At 42.1% G+C, this 18,684-nt stretch carries 20 protein-coding genes; 13 read left to right on the top strand and 7 right to left on the bottom strand.

From position 1 onward, the window contains the following. Positions 1-23 precede the first annotated feature (23 nt). The gene (thrS, locus tag H6G96_RS21770; RefSeq protein ID WP_190913430.1) at positions 24-1,859 is read right to left on the bottom strand and encodes a threonine--tRNA ligase; all 1,836 of its coding nucleotides are present in this window, start codon (positions 1,857-1,859) and stop codon (positions 24-26) included. Positions 1,860-2,358: 499 nt separating this feature from the next. Between thrS and H6G96_RS21765 the strand changes: the two genes are divergently transcribed. From H6G96_RS21765 to H6G96_RS21740, 6 genes are all read left to right on the top strand, one after another. Then, entirely contained in the window at positions 2,359-2,676 is a 318-nt protein-coding gene (locus tag H6G96_RS21765) for a DUF2605 domain-containing protein (protein WP_190732537.1), read from the top strand. Positions 2,677-3,030: 354 nt separating this feature from the next. Continuing rightward, entirely contained in the window at positions 3,031-3,360 is a 330-nt protein-coding gene (locus tag H6G96_RS21760; protein ID WP_190913381.1) for a DUF2973 domain-containing protein, read from the top strand. Positions 3,361-3,659: 299 nt separating this feature from the next. Continuing rightward, the gene (locus H6G96_RS21755; RefSeq protein WP_190913380.1) at positions 3,660-4,526 is read left to right on the top strand and encodes an inositol monophosphatase family protein; all 867 of its coding nucleotides are present in this window, start codon (positions 3,660-3,662) and stop codon (positions 4,524-4,526) included. A gap of 2 nt (positions 4,527-4,528) precedes the next feature. Next, the gene (locus tag H6G96_RS21750) at positions 4,529-5,509 is read left to right on the top strand and encodes a 2-dehydropantoate 2-reductase (RefSeq protein ID WP_190913379.1); all 981 of its coding nucleotides are present in this window, start codon (positions 4,529-4,531) and stop codon (positions 5,507-5,509) included. Between the two features lie 142 nt (positions 5,510-5,651). Then, the gene (locus H6G96_RS21745; protein ID WP_190913378.1) at positions 5,652-7,133 is read left to right on the top strand and encodes an ABC transporter permease subunit; all 1,482 of its coding nucleotides are present in this window, start codon (positions 5,652-5,654) and stop codon (positions 7,131-7,133) included. Then, the gene (locus H6G96_RS21740; protein WP_190913377.1) at positions 7,126-7,860 is read left to right on the top strand and encodes an ATP-binding cassette domain-containing protein; all 735 of its coding nucleotides are present in this window, start codon (positions 7,126-7,128) and stop codon (positions 7,858-7,860) included. Before H6G96_RS21745 ends, H6G96_RS21740 begins: the two co-directional genes overlap by 8 nt. A 140-nt stretch (positions 7,861-8,000) precedes the next feature. Here the strand turns inward: H6G96_RS21740 and H6G96_RS21735 are convergent, their stop codons facing one another. The 3 genes from H6G96_RS21735 to H6G96_RS21725 are packed head-to-tail and all read right to left on the bottom strand — an operon-like array spanning position 8,001 to position 9,413. After that, positions 8,001-8,336, bottom strand: coding sequence for a XisI protein (locus H6G96_RS21735; RefSeq protein ID WP_190913376.1), 336 nt, complete (start codon positions 8,334-8,336; stop codon positions 8,001-8,003). After that, on the bottom strand, positions 8,324-8,740 hold the full coding sequence (locus H6G96_RS21730) for a XisH family protein (RefSeq protein WP_190913375.1): 417 nt from the start codon (positions 8,738-8,740) through the stop codon (positions 8,324-8,326). Before H6G96_RS21730 ends, H6G96_RS21735 begins: the two co-directional genes overlap by 13 nt. A gap of 46 nt (positions 8,741-8,786) precedes the next feature. Then, the gene (locus tag H6G96_RS21725; protein ID WP_190913374.1) at positions 8,787-9,413 is read right to left on the bottom strand and encodes a Uma2 family endonuclease; all 627 of its coding nucleotides are present in this window, start codon (positions 9,411-9,413) and stop codon (positions 8,787-8,789) included. Between the two features lie 73 nt (positions 9,414-9,486). On the opposite strand from H6G96_RS21725, the gene H6G96_RS21720 reads away from it, so the two are divergent. The 5 genes from H6G96_RS21720 (at position 9,487) to H6G96_RS21700 (ending at position 13,296) form a co-directional block, all read left to right on the top strand. Continuing rightward, positions 9,487-10,167 carry an NAD(P)-binding domain-containing protein gene (locus H6G96_RS21720; protein ID WP_190913373.1) on the top strand — a complete coding sequence of 227 codons (681 nt, stop codon included), beginning with the start codon at positions 9,487-9,489 and terminating at the stop codon, positions 10,165-10,167. Between the two features lie 96 nt (positions 10,168-10,263). Continuing rightward, a complete protein-coding gene (locus H6G96_RS21715; RefSeq protein ID WP_190913372.1) occupies positions 10,264-11,010 on the top strand; it encodes an SDR family oxidoreductase in 747 nt (248 codons plus the stop codon). Positions 11,011-11,016: 6 nt separating this feature from the next. Then, positions 11,017-11,934: a gluconolactonase gene (locus tag H6G96_RS21710; RefSeq protein WP_190913371.1), complete on the top strand. Its 918-nt coding sequence runs from the start codon at positions 11,017-11,019 to the stop codon at positions 11,932-11,934. Between the two features lie 70 nt (positions 11,935-12,004). Next, positions 12,005-12,565 carry an antibiotic biosynthesis monooxygenase gene (locus H6G96_RS21705; protein ID WP_190913429.1) on the top strand — a complete coding sequence of 187 codons (561 nt, stop codon included), beginning with the start codon at positions 12,005-12,007 and terminating at the stop codon, positions 12,563-12,565. 17 nt (positions 12,566-12,582) lie between these two features. Next, the gene (locus tag H6G96_RS21700; protein WP_190913370.1) at positions 12,583-13,296 is read left to right on the top strand and encodes an SDR family oxidoreductase; all 714 of its coding nucleotides are present in this window, start codon (positions 12,583-12,585) and stop codon (positions 13,294-13,296) included. A 144-nt stretch (positions 13,297-13,440) separates the two neighbouring features. Here H6G96_RS21700 and H6G96_RS21695 read toward each other — a convergent pair whose 3' ends face one another. From H6G96_RS21695 to thrB, 3 genes are all read right to left on the bottom strand, one after another. Continuing rightward, the gene (locus tag H6G96_RS21695; RefSeq protein ID WP_190913369.1) at positions 13,441-15,054 is read right to left on the bottom strand and encodes an NAD(P)H-quinone oxidoreductase subunit 4; all 1,614 of its coding nucleotides are present in this window, start codon (positions 15,052-15,054) and stop codon (positions 13,441-13,443) included. Positions 15,055-15,641: 587 nt separating this feature from the next. Then, on the bottom strand, positions 15,642-16,151 hold the full coding sequence (locus tag H6G96_RS21690; RefSeq protein WP_190913368.1) for a hypothetical protein: 510 nt from the start codon (positions 16,149-16,151) through the stop codon (positions 15,642-15,644). Between the two features lie 42 nt (positions 16,152-16,193). Continuing rightward, complete coding sequence (gene thrB / locus H6G96_RS21685) at positions 16,194-17,108, bottom strand: homoserine kinase (RefSeq protein WP_190913367.1); 915 nt, start codon at positions 17,106-17,108, stop codon at positions 16,194-16,196. 200 nt (positions 17,109-17,308) lie between these two features. Here thrB and H6G96_RS21680 point away from each other — a divergent pair, with 200 nt between their 5' ends. Beyond that, positions 17,309-17,722: a VOC family protein gene (locus H6G96_RS21680; RefSeq protein ID WP_190913366.1), complete on the top strand. Its 414-nt coding sequence runs from the start codon at positions 17,309-17,311 to the stop codon at positions 17,720-17,722. A gap of 19 nt (positions 17,723-17,741) precedes the next feature. Further along, entirely contained in the window at positions 17,742-18,554 is an 813-nt protein-coding gene (locus H6G96_RS21675) for a MerR family transcriptional regulator (RefSeq protein ID WP_190913365.1), read from the top strand. The last annotated feature ends 130 nt before the right edge of the window (positions 18,555-18,684 follow it).

Here is an 18,684-nt window from a genome sequence, read left to right as displayed (position 1 = left end):
TAGTGTGCGTCTGCGGTTAGATTTTAGAAATTCTCGAACTTAGCGATCGCATCTTTCATTTTATCCACCACCTCATCGACAGAGATAACTCCCAATTCCCCAGAGGCGCGGGTACGGATACTTAAGGTGTTTGTTTCCACTTCCTTAGCTCCCACCACAGCCATCACGGGTATTTTTTCTTTCTCTGCATTGCGAATCTGTTTACCCAAGCGATCGCCACTGGTATCAACTTCTGCACGGATGCCCAACGCTCTCATCTTCGCCACCACATCTTTAGCAAAGTCTAGCTGTGTATCACCCACTGGGAGTAACCTAGCTTGCACTGGCGCTAACCACAAAGGAAAATCGCCGGCATATTCTTCAATTAAGATCCCAATCAGCCGTTCTAGCGAACCAAAAGGCGCACGGTGAATCATCACTGGACGTTTGCGAACACCATCTTCAGCGACGTATTCCAACTCAAAGCGTTCTGGCAAATTGTAATCTACCTGCACAGTTCCTAATTGCCACTCCCGATCTAGGGCATCACTAAAGATAAAGTCAAGTTTGGGCCCATAAAAAGCCGCTTCCCCAATTCCTTCAAAATGTTCCATCCCCAAGGTTTCAACTGCACGGCGAATTGCACCTTCGGCTTTGTCCCAAACTTCATCGGAACCCATGTACTTATCACTAGTAGGATCGCGGAAACTCAGTCTAGCTTTAAAGTTCTTTAGTTGCAGACTATTGAATACCGACAAAATCAAGTCCACTACACTGAGGAATTCGCTATCTAGCTGTTCTGGGGTGACGAACAGGTGAGAATCATCCACAGTAAAACCGCGCACCCGCGTTAAACCGCCCAATTCGCCTGATTGTTCGTAGCGGTAAACAGTACCAAATTCCGCCAGTCGCATAGGTAATTCTCGATAAGAGCGTAACTCACTCTTATATATTTGGATGTGGAAAGGGCAGTTCATCGGCTTCATAACGAAGCCCTGTTCCTGTGCAGCCGATTCTTGATCATCTGCCATTAAGGGGAACATATCTTCTTTATATTTCTGCCAATGTCCAGAGGTTTTAAATAAATCTACTCTGGCAATGTGAGGTGTTACTACAGATAAGTAACCCCGTTTTAGCTGTTCTTGCTTAAGGAAATCTTCTAAAGTACTCCGCAACAAAGTACCTTTGGGTGTCCACAAAGGTAAACCCGGCCCCACTTGGTCAGAAAATATAAATAAACCCAATTCCTTACCAAGTTTGCGGTGATCTCGCCGCAGCGCTTCTTCTTTCCGTCGCTTATATTCAGCGAGTTGTTCTGGGCTTTCCCAGGCGCTGGCATAGATGCGTTGTAGTTGGGCTTTGGTTTCATCCCCACGCCAATAAGCGCCAGCAACGCTTTCTAATTCAATTGCCTTGGGGTTTAATTCACTGGTATTTTCCAGATGAGGCCCCCCACACAAATCCCACCATTCATTGCCCAGATGGTAAATCGTGATTGGTTCGTTTTTGATATCTGCCAGGATTTCTAACTTGTAAGGTTCCTTAATTTCCTGAATCCGGCGTTCGGCTTCTTCGCGGCTAACTTCTTCTCGAATAACCGCCAATTTGCGATTGATAATCTTCACCATCTCTTTTTTGATGGCTTTGAGATCATTTTCGCTAAATGGTTCTGGATTGTCGAAGTCGTAGTAAAAACCGTTTTCAATCCAAGGGCCAATTGTAACTTGCGCCTTGGGAAACAGCTTTTGTACTGCCATTGCCATTACATGGGAAGCAGTGTGGCGAATCTTCTTTAAGTTCTCCGATTCGCTGGTACGCGGTAAATAAATTTTTTCAACTTGTTCTGACTGTTGTGACTGATTTGATGAATTTGACGACATTGGCTGCTGAACCGTTGGCGAAGTGATTACAAAAGGTGATTTATCTAAATCTGTAGGCTTATTCAACTATAACGACTTTGGTTTTTGCCAGTTCAGCTTTATTCAAGAAAGAATTCAGGAGTCAGAATTCAGCATGAATTGGAGTCTGATGGTTACTGAGCTTGTCGAAGTACTGGCAAACGCAGCCCGTTCGCTCTTAGCGTCTTAAAAAGAAGGTGTCTGCGACACGCTTTTGCGAATGTAGAGAGCGTCTGAATCAAAGAATTTAAGCCTCCCACTGAATATGCAGATTTAGTGGTTCTTCTTCAGCTATACCTATAGACGCCTCTCTAAAGGATCTGTACAAACCCATTAGGAAGATTATATAATAAATTCTGTATCCTTTGTTACATAACTGTACATATTCTAAAATGATAAAATAAATAATTAATAAGAAATATGTTAAGAAACGTAAATAAGGTTAATATTAGTAAGAAAGTTGGAAATATGCTTCTCATTTATGTCAGACTCAAATTTACCAGGGACTGAGTTGCTGAAAACGGTTTTAGAACCCTTGCTGGAAGATTTTCATCATTGGTTTGTGCGATCGCGCCATTTACTCGAAACTGAACAGCTATCATTTATGAGTGACCAAGAAAAATCTGACTTGCTCTTACGTGTTAAACAAGCGCAAGATGAACTAAGTACGGCAAAGATGCTATTTAATGCTACTGATAAACAAGTCGGGATTGATATGGCAACGTTAATGCCTTGGCATGAATTAGTAACAGAATGCTGGAATGTGGCAATGCGCTTTCGTCAAACGCGTGAAGCATAAATCGTTGATGGCAGTATCTGCTATATTTTGCCCTTGACTTTGAATTTTGAATGAATTCGGAGCAAAGCTACCTGACTTACCTCTTTGCGTCTACACCAGATGACAAATAACCCATTCATTAAAGAAATAGTACAAATCTCTTAAGATTTTCTTAACATTATTTGGATTAACAAAGTAATGTATCCTATGCTACCGTAAGTGGAATAACGGTTGACAATTAGCTCCATATAAATGTAAGCGCACAAAGAGTGCCAAAAATGCTTGTCCTAACTGTAAGTTACAGTGTCGGCGAGACAAAACGTTACAAAATAAAAGATAAAAGTTTTAAAAATTGCTGTCCTGGAGGAAAATTCAATGTTACACCTACTTTACATTCTTGCTTTTACAATCCTTGCATTTATAGCTGTTGGCAACTTGATTCGTAACCTGATCATGTTCAGTTTTGATCGGGAGCGAACTTATCCGACGAATTCCTCGTCAGTGAATAATCAAGGCAGCTATGGTTATTATTCATCAAAAAAACAGTTTGTACCCCATCCAGAATTATTAGATAACGCGGGCAACTTAATTAAAGAGCCACTTTTGGTAATGCGTTCGATTAACGTTGAAGATGCGCGTCAACATCTCGATGCACTTTACGAAGCATCCCCAGGACATAAAAGAGAGAATTCTGAAGAAGCGTAAAAGTTAGGTATTAGAAGTTTGGATGTAAATTATTGTTGCTTTTACATCCTTAATCTTTCTCTTGGCAGAAATTTATGAGAAGTGATGCATAAAACCCCGAATAAAATTTGGGGTATATAAAATCGATGGATGAATTTGTGCATCCATCGATTTTATATTTAAAGCTTAACCAGATACACAGATTAGAGTAATATAACAACGATGGTATCATTGCGTCAAAATGATACCGTAATTTTGTTTAGATATAGAATTCTATCGTCCTGCCAACGGTAGATTACTTCTAAAAGGAGTTTGCTGCAATGCCCATAACACCTACTACTCGACTGATTTTGGAGACTTTACTCCCCCATCTCAAAGTAGCAGCAGGCTATGCCCGTTTTCTTCAACCAAAAATTGCTGCACTTCCTGCTAAAGAACAAGGAAACTTTTTTAGTGCTGCGCTTACTGATGCGGATGTGGCGATTCAAAACTTAGTAGAAGTAGTACTACTGGGCACTTTCCCAGATATTCGCTTTTATGGTGAAGAGTACGAAAGTTCTAACAACACCAAGTATTTTCGTGCTACCGAACTCGGTTTAGAAGGTGATTACTTAGTCACACTCGATCCAATCGATGGTACTAAGTTTTACATGGATGGGCATTCTAATTATCAAATTATTCTCAGTATTCTAAATTCAGATGACTTTGAAGCAGTACTCGCTATTTCCCCTGCCCAAAATATTTATTTTTACGCCCTTCGAGGTGAAGGTGCTTTTAAAGGGACTCTGGAGATGAGTTTAGAAACCTGTGCCCCATTACACATAACATCCACCAAACCTTCTATTTTGTTGGGATGGGGAATGAATTTTATCGCACATTTACTAAAAGATCGATATCAAGTAATCGATATAGAGACTGATTATTCTAGTGATATTCAAATTCCCAACCTGAATGGTATTCTGAGTGGCGACTTGAGTGGAGCAGTCATCAAATCGGGTAAATTTATTGATGGTGCTGCACTTGCTTTTATTGCAAGAGAGGCTGGCTGCATTGTAACTACTCTGGACGGTTCGACTTTACCGCCACTGCATACTTGTCGAAACTATAGCCTGCCTGGATTGATAATAGCTGCCTCAAAATCTGTTCATCAAGACCTACTGAAAGCGATGCAAAGCGTACCTGTTTGAGGATGAAAATTTGTATTGTTGGCGCGGGTGCCATCGGTGGATATTTAGGAGCAAAATTGGCGTTGGCAGGTGAAGCAGTGACGCTAATTGCGCGTGGTTCTCATTTGAAGGCAATTCAAAAAGATGGGTTGAAGTTGCTGATGGCAGATGGTTCTGGCCAAATTGTTACTCCGTCTCTAGCAACTAGCGAGATTCAGGAAGCAGGGGTACAAGATGTAGTAATTTTAACTCTCAAGGCTCACAGTTTGCCTGCGATCGCTCCTTCTCTCCCGGCACTCTACGATGCTCACACGATGGTGGTAACAGCCCAAAATGGCGTTCCTTGGTGGTACTTTCGCAAGTATGGCGGTGAGTATGAAGGTACGCGGATTCAATCTGTTGATCCAGATGGGATTATTGAAGCTAGTATCGGTGCTGACCGCGCCATCGGTTGTGTTGTTTACCCGGCAACTGAGATAATTGAACCAGGTGTGATTAAGCATATTGAAGGCGATCGCTTTACTCTTGGTGAAATCAACGGCACTAAAACCGAACGCATCCAATTATTGGCACAAACTCTCAAACGGGCAGGATTCAAAGCACCAATCCGCAATCAAATTCGCACAGAAATTTGGATTAAGTTGTGGGGAAATGTGGCGTTTAATCCGATCAGTGCGCTGACTGGTGCTACTCTAGAGGATATTTGCCGTTATCCCCTCACTCGTGAACTAGCACGGCAAATGATGACAGAAACTCAAGCGATCGCTGAAAATTTGGGTATAAAGTTTGGCATCACTTTAGAACAGCGAATTAATGGGGCAGAAAATGTGGGTGCCCATAAAACCTCTATGCTACAAGATATTGAAGGCGGACGCACAACGGAGATAGATGCTATTGTTGGTGCAGTCGCAGAATTGGGAAAACTCACTCAAACTCCCACACCTTATATTGATGCTATTTATGCCAGCGTTAAGTTGTTGGAGGCGACCAAAGTAAGAATTTGACACTCGCTAATTACAACATTTCATTACTCTGCGTACCTCTGCGCTTACCCCCGCGTTCCTCTGCGTTTAAATTTCACCCCTCAATTCCCCACGATTTTACGCGTTTCAGGTGCAGAATTGAAATTATATAATTATCAAGTTCATGAAGAAAAAGAAAATATGGCTATCAACCATACTAGTTGTAGCATTAGTAATCAGCATCATCGGACATAGTAATTCTCTAAAAGCTGTCTCATCTTTAGGTAAAGACACGCTAACAATGATTACTTCCCCAGATTACCCTCCTTATGAGTTTTATGATACGAAAGGAGGCGATCGCCAAATAGTTGGCTTTGATATAGATATTGCCAAAACCCTTGCTCAAAAACTAGGGTTTAAACTTCAAATAATGGAATCTGATTTTAATGGATTGATTCCTGCACTCCAAGCAAATCGCGCTGACTTTGTAATGGCTGGGATGACTCCGACTCCAGAACGTCAGAAGAATATTGATTTTTCAATTATTTATTACGAAGCTAAAGATACCATTGTCGCTCCTAAAGGCAGCAACTTAAAGCAGCCCCAAGACTTATTAGGAAAAAAGGTTGGGGTACAACTAGGAACGATACAGGAACAAAATGCTCAGAAAATAGCTAAAAAATTTGCGGGTATTCAGCTAAAGCAACTCAACAGAGTCCCGGAAGTAGTTCAAGAAATCAAATCTGGGCGAATTGATGCAGCAATTATTGAGGATACCGTCGCTAAGGGATTCGCCCAAGCTAACCCAGATTTAGAATTTAATACAATTCCCTCAGAGGAAGCAAGTGGATCAGCGATCGCTTTTCCTAAAGGTTCTTCTTTAGTAGAACCGTTTAACAAAGTCCTTCAACAAATGAAGAACGATGGCACATTGAATAAACTTGTAGCCAAGTGGTTTTCACAGAATACCGCCGAGCCTGCATTATCAACTCCTGCCAAAGGTGGATTGAATCTCGACTTCACCAGAATTCTTCCAGACATTCCCTTTATTCTTCGGGGAATCCCTTTAACTTTGTTGTTTACGCTATTATCTGTATCTTTGGGCTTAATCTGGGGAACAATCCTGTCTCTATTAAAAATTATCGGAATCAAGCCGCTTACCTGGGTTGCTAACGCCTATACCTCTGTTTTTCGAGGCACACCTTTGTTATTACAGTTGGCGTTGGTTTACTACGCAACACCCCAGCTTACAGGCTATGACATTTCAGCATTGCAGGCTGGGGTGCTAACTTTTACCCTGAATTCTGGTGCTTATATGTCAGAAACCATCAGGGGTGGAATTCAGGCGGTGGATAAAGGGCAAAGTGAAGCGGCGATGTCTATGGGTGTTCCCTATTGGTTGATGATGTGGGATGTGATTTTACCCCAAGCATTGAAGAACATTCTGCCAGCATTGGTAAATGAAACTATTGGATTACTCAAAGATTCCGCGCTAGTGTCAACGATTGGGGTGGTGGAAATATTACGCAGCGCCCAAATCGTTGGTGCAAATAAGTATATTTATTTTGAACCACTGCTATTTGCAGGGTTAATTTACTATGTTTTAGTAATGGGTATGACCTTGGGTGCATCCGCTTTAGAAAGGAGGTTACGGGAAAGTGAATAATGTAGTAATTCGCACGGAATTCTTATGTAAATCCTTTGGTAAACTCGACGTACTCAAAGATATTTCTACTGAGTTTTATCAAGGGGAAGTGGTTGCCATACTAGGCCCTTCTGGCTCAGGTAAGTCTACCTTTCTGCGATGCATAAACTTGCTAGAACAACCCACCAGAGGAAGAATTTACTTTCACAAGCAAGAAATCACCAATCCCAAGGCGAATATCGCTAAGGTGCGCCAGCAATTGGTGATGGTATTTCAACATTTTAATTTGTTTCCCCACATGAATGTGCTGCAAAATGTCACCTACGCACCGATAAAGGTGAAAGGAATCAACAAGCAAAAAGCACAACAACATGGCTTAGAATTGCTTGCCAAGGTAGGTTTAGAGCCAAAAGCGTCTGTCTATCCTTCCAAACTATCCGGGGGGCAAAAACAGCGAGTAGCGATCGCTCGGGCATTAGCAATGGAACCTGAGATGATTTTGTTTGATGAACCCACCTCTGCGTTAGATCCAGAGATGGTCAAAGATGTGCTAGAAGTGATGAAAGCTTTAGCGCTATCTGGAATGACAATGGCGATCGTTACCCATGAAATGGGCTTTGCCAGAGAAGTTGCTAATCGGATTATGTTCCTCGACCAGGGAATTTTAGCAGAAGATAGTACCCCTGGGGAGTTTTTCCAAAATCCTAAGTGCGATCGCGCCAAGCAGTTCTTGGAAAAAATGCTCTAGAACAATTAAAATTCGCCGCTTTTTTTGTATTCTTGAACTTTTCTAAAACAGGGCGATCGCTCAGAGTTACATACCATGATGCAGGTCTATCAAGAAGGACTTAAAAGCCACTGCCTTAAGCGAAGCAAGAAGAGGCCATCTTAACCAACAGCAAACTCAGTAAATTGTCGTTTAAAAGGAGAATGAAAAGCCAAAACGATGTCTTTTTTGGGTATACCTCGACTAATAAGTTCATTGGCAATACCTCCTTCTGTACCATCGTGTTGAATCCAAATTTTTTCGTTTTTAATATCTAAATGTAAAACACAGCCATATACGCGGCGCTTATTTGACCACCCCGCGTGAACAACTTGATAGCGGTCGCGTTCTCTATCAAAAATAACTTCTGCTTCGACTTCTTCGTTGCTGGCTTTGATTTCGCTGTAAGCTAGCAACAGTTCTTGAATAAGTTGACGGTACTGTTCTACTTTTGCCATTTTACGATCGCCTCCTCTTCTGGATCGAAAACAATCAGCCAAACTTGGTAACGTTGGATTAATAAGCCTGGCAGTTCTAAAGTGAAAAAAGAACGATAGGTGTCTAAAGGAACTGCTAAATATAGAAGTCTCTCAGGTTGTTCTTCTTCAAGTGCTAATTGATATTTGAGATACTGTCCTAAAGCAGTACTAAATTCAGTTGTAGTAGATGGAGCAACAAAGCTTTTAACTTCAACCGCAATTTTTTCTTGATTTCGTTCAGCTGCTAAAACTTTCTCTGCACCAAGGTCGATGTACATATCCAAACCACCAAAACGCAGAAAAAGCGGGTCATTAGTGATGAGCCAACCCTCTTTCTCTAAAGCGCGTTTTACTGCATCATGGAATATGTCTTTCGCCGCCATAGATTCCTAGAATTTTGATTTCGGTACTATAAAACTAGATTACTCCCTACCAAACCTGACTTAAATCCAAAACAAACCCAAGTAGCAAAGGTTCACCATAAAGTGTCTTAGGATTATCTAGTTGTTCAACTGCAATATTAGGACGATAAATAAAAACTCGGTGCTGTTTTCTATCAATTAACCAACCAAGTTGCGTGCCATTATCAATATACTCTTGCATCTTATCTTGTAAAACTTGCAAGCGATCGCTTTCAGAACGCAATTCAATCACAAACTCAGGACAAATCGGTGCAAATTTTTTTCGCAGTTCTGGTGGTATGGCTTCCCAGCGATCGCGTTTTATCCACGCCGCATCTGGAGAACGCACCGCACCATTCGGCAAAGTAAACCCACCACTCGAACCAAACCCTACACCTGTAACATTTTGCTTTGTCCAAATACCTAACTGACCAATAATTTCAAAGTTACGTTGGCTAGTTTCCGCATCTGTTAGAGACATAATCACTAATTCTCTCACAGCATTACGTTCGATGCGAAAATCACCGTTTAGTTGACAAAGTTCATAAAACTGGTCGTCGGTTAGTGCGTAGGCGTAGCCCGTCGTAGACATCGCAGGTTGCAATTGCAAAACCACTGGTATAATTTCTGTGGCTACAGGTAAGTTGGTGGTCATAATGGCTTTGTGGCTACTTCACCTGCTTTAACTATAATCTTTTCACAATCTACGGTGGAATGAGGGTTAACTCATGAAGATTGGAATTATTGGCAGTGGAAACATGGGGCGCTCTCTAGGTATACTCTGGGCAGAGCAGGGGCATGAAGTATTTTTTGGCTCTCGTGATGCCGAAAAAGGAAAAGCAACAGCAGAGTTCGCCGGACGCGGAACGCAAGGTGGTACAAATGATCAGGCGGCGGCGTTTGCTGATGTAATTTTGTGGACAGTACGCAGCATTATGCCAAAACAGTTGCTTTCTCATCCTGAAGTTCTCAACAATAAAATTATTATTGATTGCAATAATCAGGATATTCCTGAAGGATTTGCTTATCCACCAATAGTAGAATCTCTAGCCGAAAAGCTTGCTAAAGATATACCTCAAGCGCGGGTGGTAAAAGCTTTTAATACGATGGCGCAGGAAGTCTTTGAATTAGCACCTGAACCACTAAAGGATTATGGAGTTTCTGTTTTTGTTGCAGGAGATGATGAACAAGCCAGAAAAATAGTGATGGGACTTGCCCAAGAAATCGGATTTTTAGCAGTAGATTCTGGTGTTTTACGTAATGCTCGATTGGTAGAAGGCTTAGGAGATTTTATTCGCCTGATCATGATTGGTCAAAAACAAGGTGTTTATGCAACTATCTCTGTCAATGTCTTACCTACAGCGTCAGAACAACGCTTAGGTGGACGACAAGCTTCGAGTTTGAAGTAAGTCAAAATCATTGATTGAATACATTGCTGCAACCGACTTGCTTAATTCATTGCATCTCAGTACAGTAAAATCAAAAGCAGTTTTAAGGTCATAAAAATGACGACTCAAAAAAGGATTGCTGTGGTAACAGGCAGTAATCGAGGGCTAGGCTATGCTATTTCCCGTCAATTATCCCAAATTGGCAACCGCGTAATTCTGACGAGTCGTAATGAAACAGATGGTCTTGCTGCTAAAGGGCAGCTTACCAATGAAGGGCTTGATGTTGACTATCACACGCTGGATGTCACGAATGATGGAAGTGTGCAACAGTTTACAGAGTGGCTGCGTGAAACTTACGGCAAGGTAGATATTCTGGTCAATAATGCAGGCGTAAATCCCACAACTAAGCCGGAGGAGTCCAGCTTACTAACTGTGGAACTGGAAACGATGCGATCGACCTTTGAAACCAATGTTCTAGCGGTACTCAGAATTTCTCAAGCATTAATTCCGTTGATGAAGATGCAAAACTACGGTCGCATTGTCAATATCTCAACGGAAATGGCATCTCTAACATCAGTTCCCACTGATTACTACCCTTTAGCGCCTTCTTATCGACTCTCAAAGGTGGGGGTAAATGGACTAACTGTGCTTCTTGCCAAGGAACTCCAAGGTACTAATATTCTCGTAAATGCCTATTCTCCGGGTTGGATGAAGACAGACATGGGGGGAGATGATGCCCCGTTCACGGCAGAAGAAGGAGCCGAAACTGCTGTCTATTTAGCAACACTTCCCGATGGGGGAGCGCAAGGATTGTTGTTTGCAGAGATGCGAAAGTTTGGTGGCCCCATTCAATTACAATGGTAGGTTAATATGGGAAATTCCACAGGTTTACCGTCTATTTACGCAGATAAGCCGATTGAATTAGCACGTGCTAAAATTATTACCTCGTTCCCGGTCAATACTTTTTTGGAAAATCTAGCAATCGCAACAGATGGCACGATTTTTGTAAGCAATCACGAAGTTGGCGAGATTGTTCGCATTACCCCAGATGGTAATCAGCAGATTCATGCCACTGTTGAAGGCAAAGTAAGTGGTCTTGCTTTTACTACCAACGGCGATCTGGTGGCAACAGGCTGGAATGCTGATTCTATACCCGTGGTTTCTCTAGTTAAAAGTGATGGCACGGTGGAAACGTTGCTGACACTCCCAGACGCAATGTTTCTCAATGGCATCACGCCACTTTCCGACACTCAGTATTTGACAGCAGATTCCTATCGTGGTGCAATCTGGCTAATTGATGTTGCTCAACCCAGTGGATCAATTTGGCTAGAACATCCAATGCTTGCTCGTAGCAATTCAGAGAGTATGTTTCCGGCTGCTAATGGCTTGAAGCGTTTTGGTGATTTCCTCTACGTTTCAAATACAGAAAAAATGTTGCTGTTGCGGATTCCTGTTGATAGCACTAATAATCCAGGTGAGCCGGAAATCTTTGTTGAGCAAACTAATATTGATGACTTTGCCTTTGATGTGGAAGGCAACCTTTATGGAGCAACGCACATTTACAACAGTGTGATCCGAATTGCGCCCGATCGCACTACTACTATCATTGCTCAAGGCGAGGCAGGTGTAATTGGTAGCACAGCAGTGGCTTTTGGTCAAAGTAAGGGCGAACGTACTGCAATTTATGTTGTAACTAATGGTGGAATGTTTTTACCTCCACCTACTGGTGTCCTTCCTGCTAATGTTGTTCGGCTTGAAGTTGGAAAAACTGGGTATTCCTTAATTTGAGAATGACTCAACCATGCTACGGTTGCAAAAACTTACAACTATTAACTTGATGGTGACATAACTAATGGAGATGGAACAGGACGAGCAATTTGTAACCGTGGTCATTACACAAGTTGTAAAGCCAGGATGCGAAAGCGCTTACGAGGCTTGGTTGAAAGATATTACCAGAGTTGCCAGAACCTATATAGGTCATCTGGGAACAAACGTGATTCGTCCCCAACTTGGAGTGCGAAATGAATATGTGATCATCTTCCGGTTTGACGGTTATGAAAATTTAAAGGCGTGGATGACATCGCGCGATCGCGAATATTGGCTGAATCAAGGTAAACATTTGGTTGAATCTGATCCTGATGTTCAACAAATCTGTGGATTAGAAGCTTGGTTTTCTCTTCCCGGTCAACCACTGAAAACTCCACCACGCTATAAAACAGCATTGTTAACTTGGGGAGCTGTATTTGTGTTGATTAATTTGTTGAATACATTTATAACGCCCCTGCTTCGCGGCTTACCTCCCTTAATTATTTCGTTGATCATTACCATTACTATGGTTTTGCTATTAACCTATGTTGTCATGCCTAAAGTTAGCCGTTTGTTTAGTTCTTGGCTATATCCTAAATTACGAAAAGTTTAGGAATTTAAATTACTTATATGGATTCACAAAAAGTAGCGATTATTACGGCTGCTAGTCGAGGGATTGGCGCAGGTTGCGCGCGAGAGTTAGCAGCGCAGGGTTATAGGGTTTCACTGATGGCGCGATCGCCACAGATTCTGGATTTAGCAGATGAATTGGGCGGTATTGCTACTCAAGGATCAATTACTAATTTTCAAGACTTACAGCGATTAGTAGAGACAACTTTAACTCAATTAGGTCGTATTGATGCAGTAGTAAATAGTTTTGGAGATCCACCCCGACCAGATTTACTATCTATTTCTGATGAAATGTGGATAGAAAACTTTGAAATGCTGTTTTTGAGTGTTGTCCGCATCGCCAAACTAGTTACAGAAGCAATGCAATATTCAGGAGGCGGTGTCATCGTGAATATTTCCGCGTGTGACTCCCATGAACCAGAATTAGGGACACCCTTTAGCGGTACACTCCGCGCCGCAATGGAAGGGTTTACAAAACTTTATGCCAAACGTTACAAAGCAGATAGAATTCGCATGGTTTCCGTAGCGCCTTTTTTTGTCGCAGATTCAATCGCAGAGTTAGAGGGATGGAATGTGCCTTCGGATTTGATGCTTGGTCGTCCTACTACCTATGCAGAGTTTGCTAAAATAATTGCTTTTCTGATTTCTGATGATGCCAAGTTTATTACAGGCACAACTTTGAAGGTGGATGAAGCCTATTCTTCTGCTATTTAGTTTTATTTCTAGGTCGGGAAATACAAGCAATCGCACCTGATCGCCCCTCCAAAAAGCCAAAATGTTAGGGGTAGTTAGATAACTACCCCTTTATTGCCCTAATAATTTAGAATTTACTTGCAGACCCCTTAATGGGAAGTTAATTTACTCAGAAATATTAATCGAACTTTCAACTTCAGAAGTAGCCAATGTTGGTGCAGATAAAATCCGCGAGTACAGACTTGATGGTTGCTGATGAGCAACAACTGGTAGAACTTCACGAGCATGGGCGGCTAATTCTACTGCCTTCACATCATAAGTCTGCGTTGCCAATTTGGGATAAAACCCGATACCGATGATTGGCAGCAGCAAACAAGCGGTAATAAATATTTCGCGGGGTTTGACATCAGATATTAAAGCATCCAAGTACAACTCTTGACTTTGTTCGCCGTAAAACACTTGACGCAGCATCGACAGTAAATAAATAGGTGTCAAAATCACGCCAACTGCTGACAGTAGCACGACTACAATTTTGAAGCTGGAACTATAAACATCACTGGTGGCGATACCCAGAAATACCATCAACTCACCCACAAAACCACTCATTCCGGGTAAAGCGAGAGAAGCCATTGAACCGATGGTAAACAGAGCAAAGGTTTTGGGCATTACCTTTGCCATTCCACCCATTTTATCCATCATCAAGGTGTGGGTGCGATCGTAAGTTACGCCAGACAGGAAGAACAAGCTAGCAGCAATCAAGCCGTGGGAAACCATCTGTAACACTGCACCGCTTATACCTAGTTCTGTGTAAGAGGCAATCCCAATCAGCACAAACCCCATGTGGGCAATTGAAGAGTAAGCCAAGCGGCGTTTGAGATTGGTTTGGGCAAAGGCACAGCAAGCACCGTAGACAATGTTAACCACACCCAAAATTGCCAGCACTGGGGCAAAAGTCACATGAGCATTGGGTAACATTTCCACATTGAAGCGGATGAGGGCATAACCACCCATTTTTAACAAAACACCAGCCAAAATCATCGAACCGGGTGCTGATGCTTCACCGTGGGCATCAGGTAGCCAAGTGTGTAAAGGGAAAATCGGTAATTTTACACCGAAGGCAATTAAGAAACCTGCATAAACCAACAATTCCAAGGTTTTGGGGTATTCTTTCATTCCCAGAGTCGCCATGTCGAAGGTGACGGTATCTCCAGAGAATGCCATTGCAAAACCGGCAATCAAGATAAATATTGATGCGGCGGCGGTGTAGAGAATGAACTTGGTAGCCGCATAACGGCGGTTTTGTCCTCCCCAAATGGAAATCAGCAGGTAAACCGGCACTAATTCGATTTCCCACATTAGGAAGAACAGCAGCAAATCTTGGGCGACAAATACGCCAAGTTGGGCGCTGTACATCGCTAACATCAAACCATAAAATAATCGCGGCTTGGTAGTAACTTTCCAAGCCGCGAATATTGCGAGGGTATTTATTAAGCCTGTTAGAAGCAGCAAGGGCATCGATAAACCATCAACCCCCACAGCCCAATGCAAACCTAACTGCGGTATCCAAGGATAGTTTTCTACAAATTGAAGTCTTGAACTTTGGAAGTCGTATTTATACCAAAAGGCATAAATCATCAGTGCAAAGTCGGCGATCGCAACTCCCAGACCATACCACCGGACAGTTTTACCTTCTTTGTCTGGGATTAGGGGAATGGCTAAGGCAGCCACCAAGGGTAAGAGGATTATGGCTGTTAGCCAGGGAAATTCAATAGCATTCATCACTTCTGACAATCAATTTGGCTTCTCGCTTTTAATTTCATTATATTAAGGAATCAATACTTTTGTAAACATTCCTTAACCCTAGAATATTAAATTTTTGGCATAGATAAGAATATATACTCATCGAATTCCAAATTCTCAGGATAAATAAGAATAAATACTTATCGAATTTTGCCGATTCCATTCTAAATGTAAACTTTTGCAACGTCAACAAAAAACGGCAGCTAAAGCCACCGTTACAAAACCGTCATATTTTCTAGCCCAATTGTCAGGGCTATTTAGTCTACGCTTCTAAGTTGAGTCATAGACCTAACCCCCAGCCCCTTCCCTTATAGGGAAGGGGAGTAAGATTCAAAGCCTCTCTTCTCTTAGGCTACGCTGTACACACATCTCTCTAAAACCAAAATGTCGTAGATCCTCCTAAATCCTCCTTAAAAAGGAGGACTTTGAGAGGTTTTTGCCCGCCAATTTATCGGGGGGTTGGGGGGATCAAAAGGTTATGGGGCAACTCTTAAAGACTTGTGTGTACACCGTAGTCTCTTAGGAGAGAGGTTTGGGGAGAGGTTAAAAGTACTTGGGGCTGACCATTAAACAATCCGGTTGACAATTGTCCACACTTCCCCATCAGAGCGGACATAAGGGACGGAGATTGTCTTAAACCCAGTGATGAAGGGCTTGTAATAAATCCGCCAATACATTGGACTCAATTCATTGGCACAACGTTTAAGGAGGCGGACTTCTGTTGCCAGTTCACTTGCTAGTTGATTAATGCGTTGAGCATGAATCTGTGCTATTTCTTTGGCTTCTTCTAGCTCCTGCTGTTGGATAAGTTCTTTTGATACAACTTGCGATCGCACTAACTTACCTTGTTTTTGTTTTATCTGGCCTTCCAAAGCTGCGATCGCTGCATCTATGCCTTGTAGTTCAACAGATAATTGGGCATTTTCCCTGGCTTGACGGCGATACGCTTCAACCATTGCTTGGGGTGAATCATTCTCGCTAGAGATTACATTATTAATAGTGAGTGCAGCGCGTTCTTCTAGGAGAATCTGAATTTGAGATTTAAGCGCCGCCATTTCATCCTGAATTTGCTCCATAAATCGAGTTTTAAGTGCTGAGTAAAATAGTCATCGGATTTTTTAAAAGCTTTTTGCGCCTTGGGTATCGAGAGAAAGCGATCGCACCTCGGCTGTAATTCCTTCTTCTTGCCAAGCAGCTAACATCGCCGCCTCCACAGCCTTTGAGTGTAATTTATCTGCCAAAGCTAACAGTGTCGGCCCCGCACCACTAATCACCATACCATAAGCACCAGCACTAACAGCTGCTATGTTGAGAGCATCATAACCAGGAATCAAAGCTTTACGATAGGGCTGATGCAACTTATCTTGCAAAGCTGTCTTTAGCCATTGTCCGTTACCAGTTTCCAAACCGCGCAACAATAAGCCCAAATGTGCTGTATTAAAAATTGCATCGGCGCGATTCACTTCAGTTGGAAGAACACCCCGCGCTTCTGAAGTGGAAAGTTCAAAATTAGGAATAGCTATAACTGGTACAACATCTTTATGCCAGGGAATATCACAAATTTCCCAAGCTGCGCCACTGGTAGCAGCAAGACGACATCCTCCCAACAAAGCTGGAACTACATTATCAGGATGTCCTTCCATTGCGATCGCTAACTCCATCACCTGTGACTGAGAAAGAGTTGCACCTTCAAGTTGATTAGCAGCAACTAAGCCACCAACAATTGCTGTCGCCGAACTACCCAAACCCCTCGCCAACGGCACATCTAACTTAATCTCTATTTTCACAGTCGGCGGTGTCTGCTCTATATGTTGATAGAACTTGACAAAGGCTTGGTAGAGGAGATTGCTTTCATCAGTTTGGACACGTTCAGCTTCGGTACCAGTGACATGAATAGTTAACCCACCCTCTTCTTGGCGAGTAAACTTAAACTCGTTGTACAGCTTTAAAGCTGCACCGATGCAATCAAAACCAGGCCCCAAATTTGCAGTTGTGGCAGGAACGGTAACAGTGATGGCAGAAACAACAGACATTGGCAAAACTCACTAATCAATCAACAAGCATCTCATGTAATAGGAATTCGTAATTCGTAATTCGTAATTCGTAATTAAGAAAGTTGTATTTGCTGACAACCAATGTTGTGGTTTTTACAACTGCTTTTCCAATCGCTCTTGACTCTACCCTTACGGGATAGTGTTTAGTTTAAAAAGCTAAGGATATGAGGCAAAAAATTATGAAATTGGGAGCTATCAATCACATAGCCCTAACTGTATCTAATTTGAAGCGTTCTGAGGCTTTTTACAATACTCTACTTGGATTCTTGGGTTATGAACAAGGAGAAAAAACAGAGCATTTAATCCTCTGGGCAAGCTATAATGGTGTGATCACCATTTCCCTAGCAAATCCGCGATCGCTCAATAAAAATCACGATCGCTATTCTCCTGGATTACATCATTTAGCTTTTAGTGCAGATAGTCGAGAAGAAGTGGATCGGCTTTACCAAAATCTGATGGAGTGTGGAGTAGAGATTTTAGATCCTCCTGCTGAATACGATTATTTGCCGAGTTACTATGCTTTCTACTTTTTAGACCCAGATGGCATTAAGCTCGAATTAACACACACTCCTAATTGGCCGCCTGAGTTGTAGTCAGTAAGGAGCAAGAAAAATGCTAAAAATCGGCGACTTTTCCAAACTTAGCCTGGTGACAGTGAAAGCACTACGCCTCTATGACCAACTAGGATTGCTTAAACCAGCGCATATAGACCACTTTACAGGCTATCGCTACTATTCGGCGAACCAATTACCAAGACTCAATCGCATATTAGCACTCAAAGACTTGGGTTTTTCTCTAGAGCAAATTGCCAAGTTACTAGAAGATAACTTGCCATCAGATCAAATTCGCGGAATGCTGCGACTCAAACAAGCAGAACTTCAAAGGTTAGTTGAAGAGGAACACGCAAGGCTATTAAGAGTCGAAGTGCGACTCAAGCAAATTGAACAGGATGATAGTATGCCCAACTACGAAGTTGTTTTGAAAAAAGTTGATCCGATCAAAGTAGTATCGATTAGAGAAATATTACCAGATTACCCAAGTGTCGGTAGTCTTTACGATGAGTTATTAGGATATCTCAAGCAGCAAGGAGCTAAAGAAGGAAGTTACTGCGCGGGGATTTGGCACGATCCAGGATACAAAGAGTCTGATGTCGATGGTGAAGCTGTACTTTCAATTGAGAGTTCAGTACAAGGCAATGAACGGATAAAAATATATGAATTACCAGGCTGGGAAACAATTGCTTGCTTAGTTTACAACGGTAGTTACAAGACTATTAACCAAGCTTATGCTGCTCTAGTATCTTGGATTGAAGCTAACGGCTATAAAATTATCGGCCCTAACCGTGAGGTTTATATAATTGGTGGCAACCAGCAAGATAACGATACGTATGTAACGGAGGTGCAGTTTCCAGTTTCCAAAGCTTGATGCATAAAATATTAATTTATGGCTTAGAGATAAACACTGTGTATGAATAAGTGTTTATCTCTAGTCATATTGCCATAAGTTACTGAAGTTAGCGATCGCTCTTTTCCACAGAAGAAATAGATTTCGAGAA

Origin of the sequence: Nostoc sp. FACHB-892, assembly GCF_014698795.1 — a bacterium.
Lineage (GTDB): Bacteria > Cyanobacteriota > Cyanobacteriia > Cyanobacteriales > Nostocaceae > Nostoc.
Note: the sequence above shows the minus strand (reverse complement) of the source record. Positions and strands in the feature narration are given on the sequence as shown.

What these genes read in the sequence shown, in the direction of transcription:
- thrS (WP_190913430.1), bottom strand. Translation starts at nt 1,859, where the DNA reads ATGTCGTCAAATTCATCAAATCAGTCACAACAGTCAGAACAAGTTGAA.
- H6G96_RS21765 (WP_190732537.1), top strand. Translation starts at nt 2,359, where the DNA reads ATGTCAGACTCAAATTTACCAGGGACTGAGTTGCTGAAAACGGTTTTA.
- H6G96_RS21760 (WP_190913381.1), top strand. Translation starts at nt 3,031, where the DNA reads ATGTTACACCTACTTTACATTCTTGCTTTTACAATCCTTGCATTTATA.
- H6G96_RS21755 (WP_190913380.1), top strand. Translation starts at nt 3,660, where the DNA reads ATGCCCATAACACCTACTACTCGACTGATTTTGGAGACTTTACTCCCC.
- H6G96_RS21750 (WP_190913379.1), top strand. Translation starts at nt 4,529, where the DNA reads ATGAAAATTTGTATTGTTGGCGCGGGTGCCATCGGTGGATATTTAGGA.
- H6G96_RS21745 (WP_190913378.1), top strand. Translation starts at nt 5,652, where the DNA reads ATGAAGAAAAAGAAAATATGGCTATCAACCATACTAGTTGTAGCATTA.
- H6G96_RS21735 (WP_190913376.1), bottom strand. Translation starts at nt 8,336, where the DNA reads ATGGCAAAAGTAGAACAGTACCGTCAACTTATTCAAGAACTGTTGCTA.
- H6G96_RS21730 (WP_190913375.1), bottom strand. Translation starts at nt 8,740, where the DNA reads ATGGCGGCGAAAGACATATTCCATGATGCAGTAAAACGCGCTTTAGAG.
- H6G96_RS21725 (WP_190913374.1), bottom strand. Translation starts at nt 9,413, where the DNA reads ATGACCACCAACTTACCTGTAGCCACAGAAATTATACCAGTGGTTTTG.
- H6G96_RS21720 (WP_190913373.1), top strand. Translation starts at nt 9,487, where the DNA reads ATGAAGATTGGAATTATTGGCAGTGGAAACATGGGGCGCTCTCTAGGT.
- H6G96_RS21715 (WP_190913372.1), top strand. Translation starts at nt 10,264, where the DNA reads ATGACGACTCAAAAAAGGATTGCTGTGGTAACAGGCAGTAATCGAGGG.
- H6G96_RS21710 (WP_190913371.1), top strand. Translation starts at nt 11,017, where the DNA reads ATGGGAAATTCCACAGGTTTACCGTCTATTTACGCAGATAAGCCGATT.
- H6G96_RS21705 (WP_190913429.1), top strand. Translation starts at nt 12,005, where the DNA reads ATGGAACAGGACGAGCAATTTGTAACCGTGGTCATTACACAAGTTGTA.
- H6G96_RS21700 (WP_190913370.1), top strand. Translation starts at nt 12,583, where the DNA reads ATGGATTCACAAAAAGTAGCGATTATTACGGCTGCTAGTCGAGGGATT.
- H6G96_RS21695 (WP_190913369.1), bottom strand. Translation starts at nt 15,054, where the DNA reads ATGAATGCTATTGAATTTCCCTGGCTAACAGCCATAATCCTCTTACCC.
- H6G96_RS21690 (WP_190913368.1), bottom strand. Translation starts at nt 16,151, where the DNA reads ATGGAGCAAATTCAGGATGAAATGGCGGCGCTTAAATCTCAAATTCAG.
- thrB (WP_190913367.1), bottom strand. Translation starts at nt 17,108, where the DNA reads ATGTCTGTTGTTTCTGCCATCACTGTTACCGTTCCTGCCACAACTGCA.
- H6G96_RS21680 (WP_190913366.1), top strand. Translation starts at nt 17,309, where the DNA reads ATGAAATTGGGAGCTATCAATCACATAGCCCTAACTGTATCTAATTTG.
- H6G96_RS21675 (WP_190913365.1), top strand. Translation starts at nt 17,742, where the DNA reads ATGCTAAAAATCGGCGACTTTTCCAAACTTAGCCTGGTGACAGTGAAA.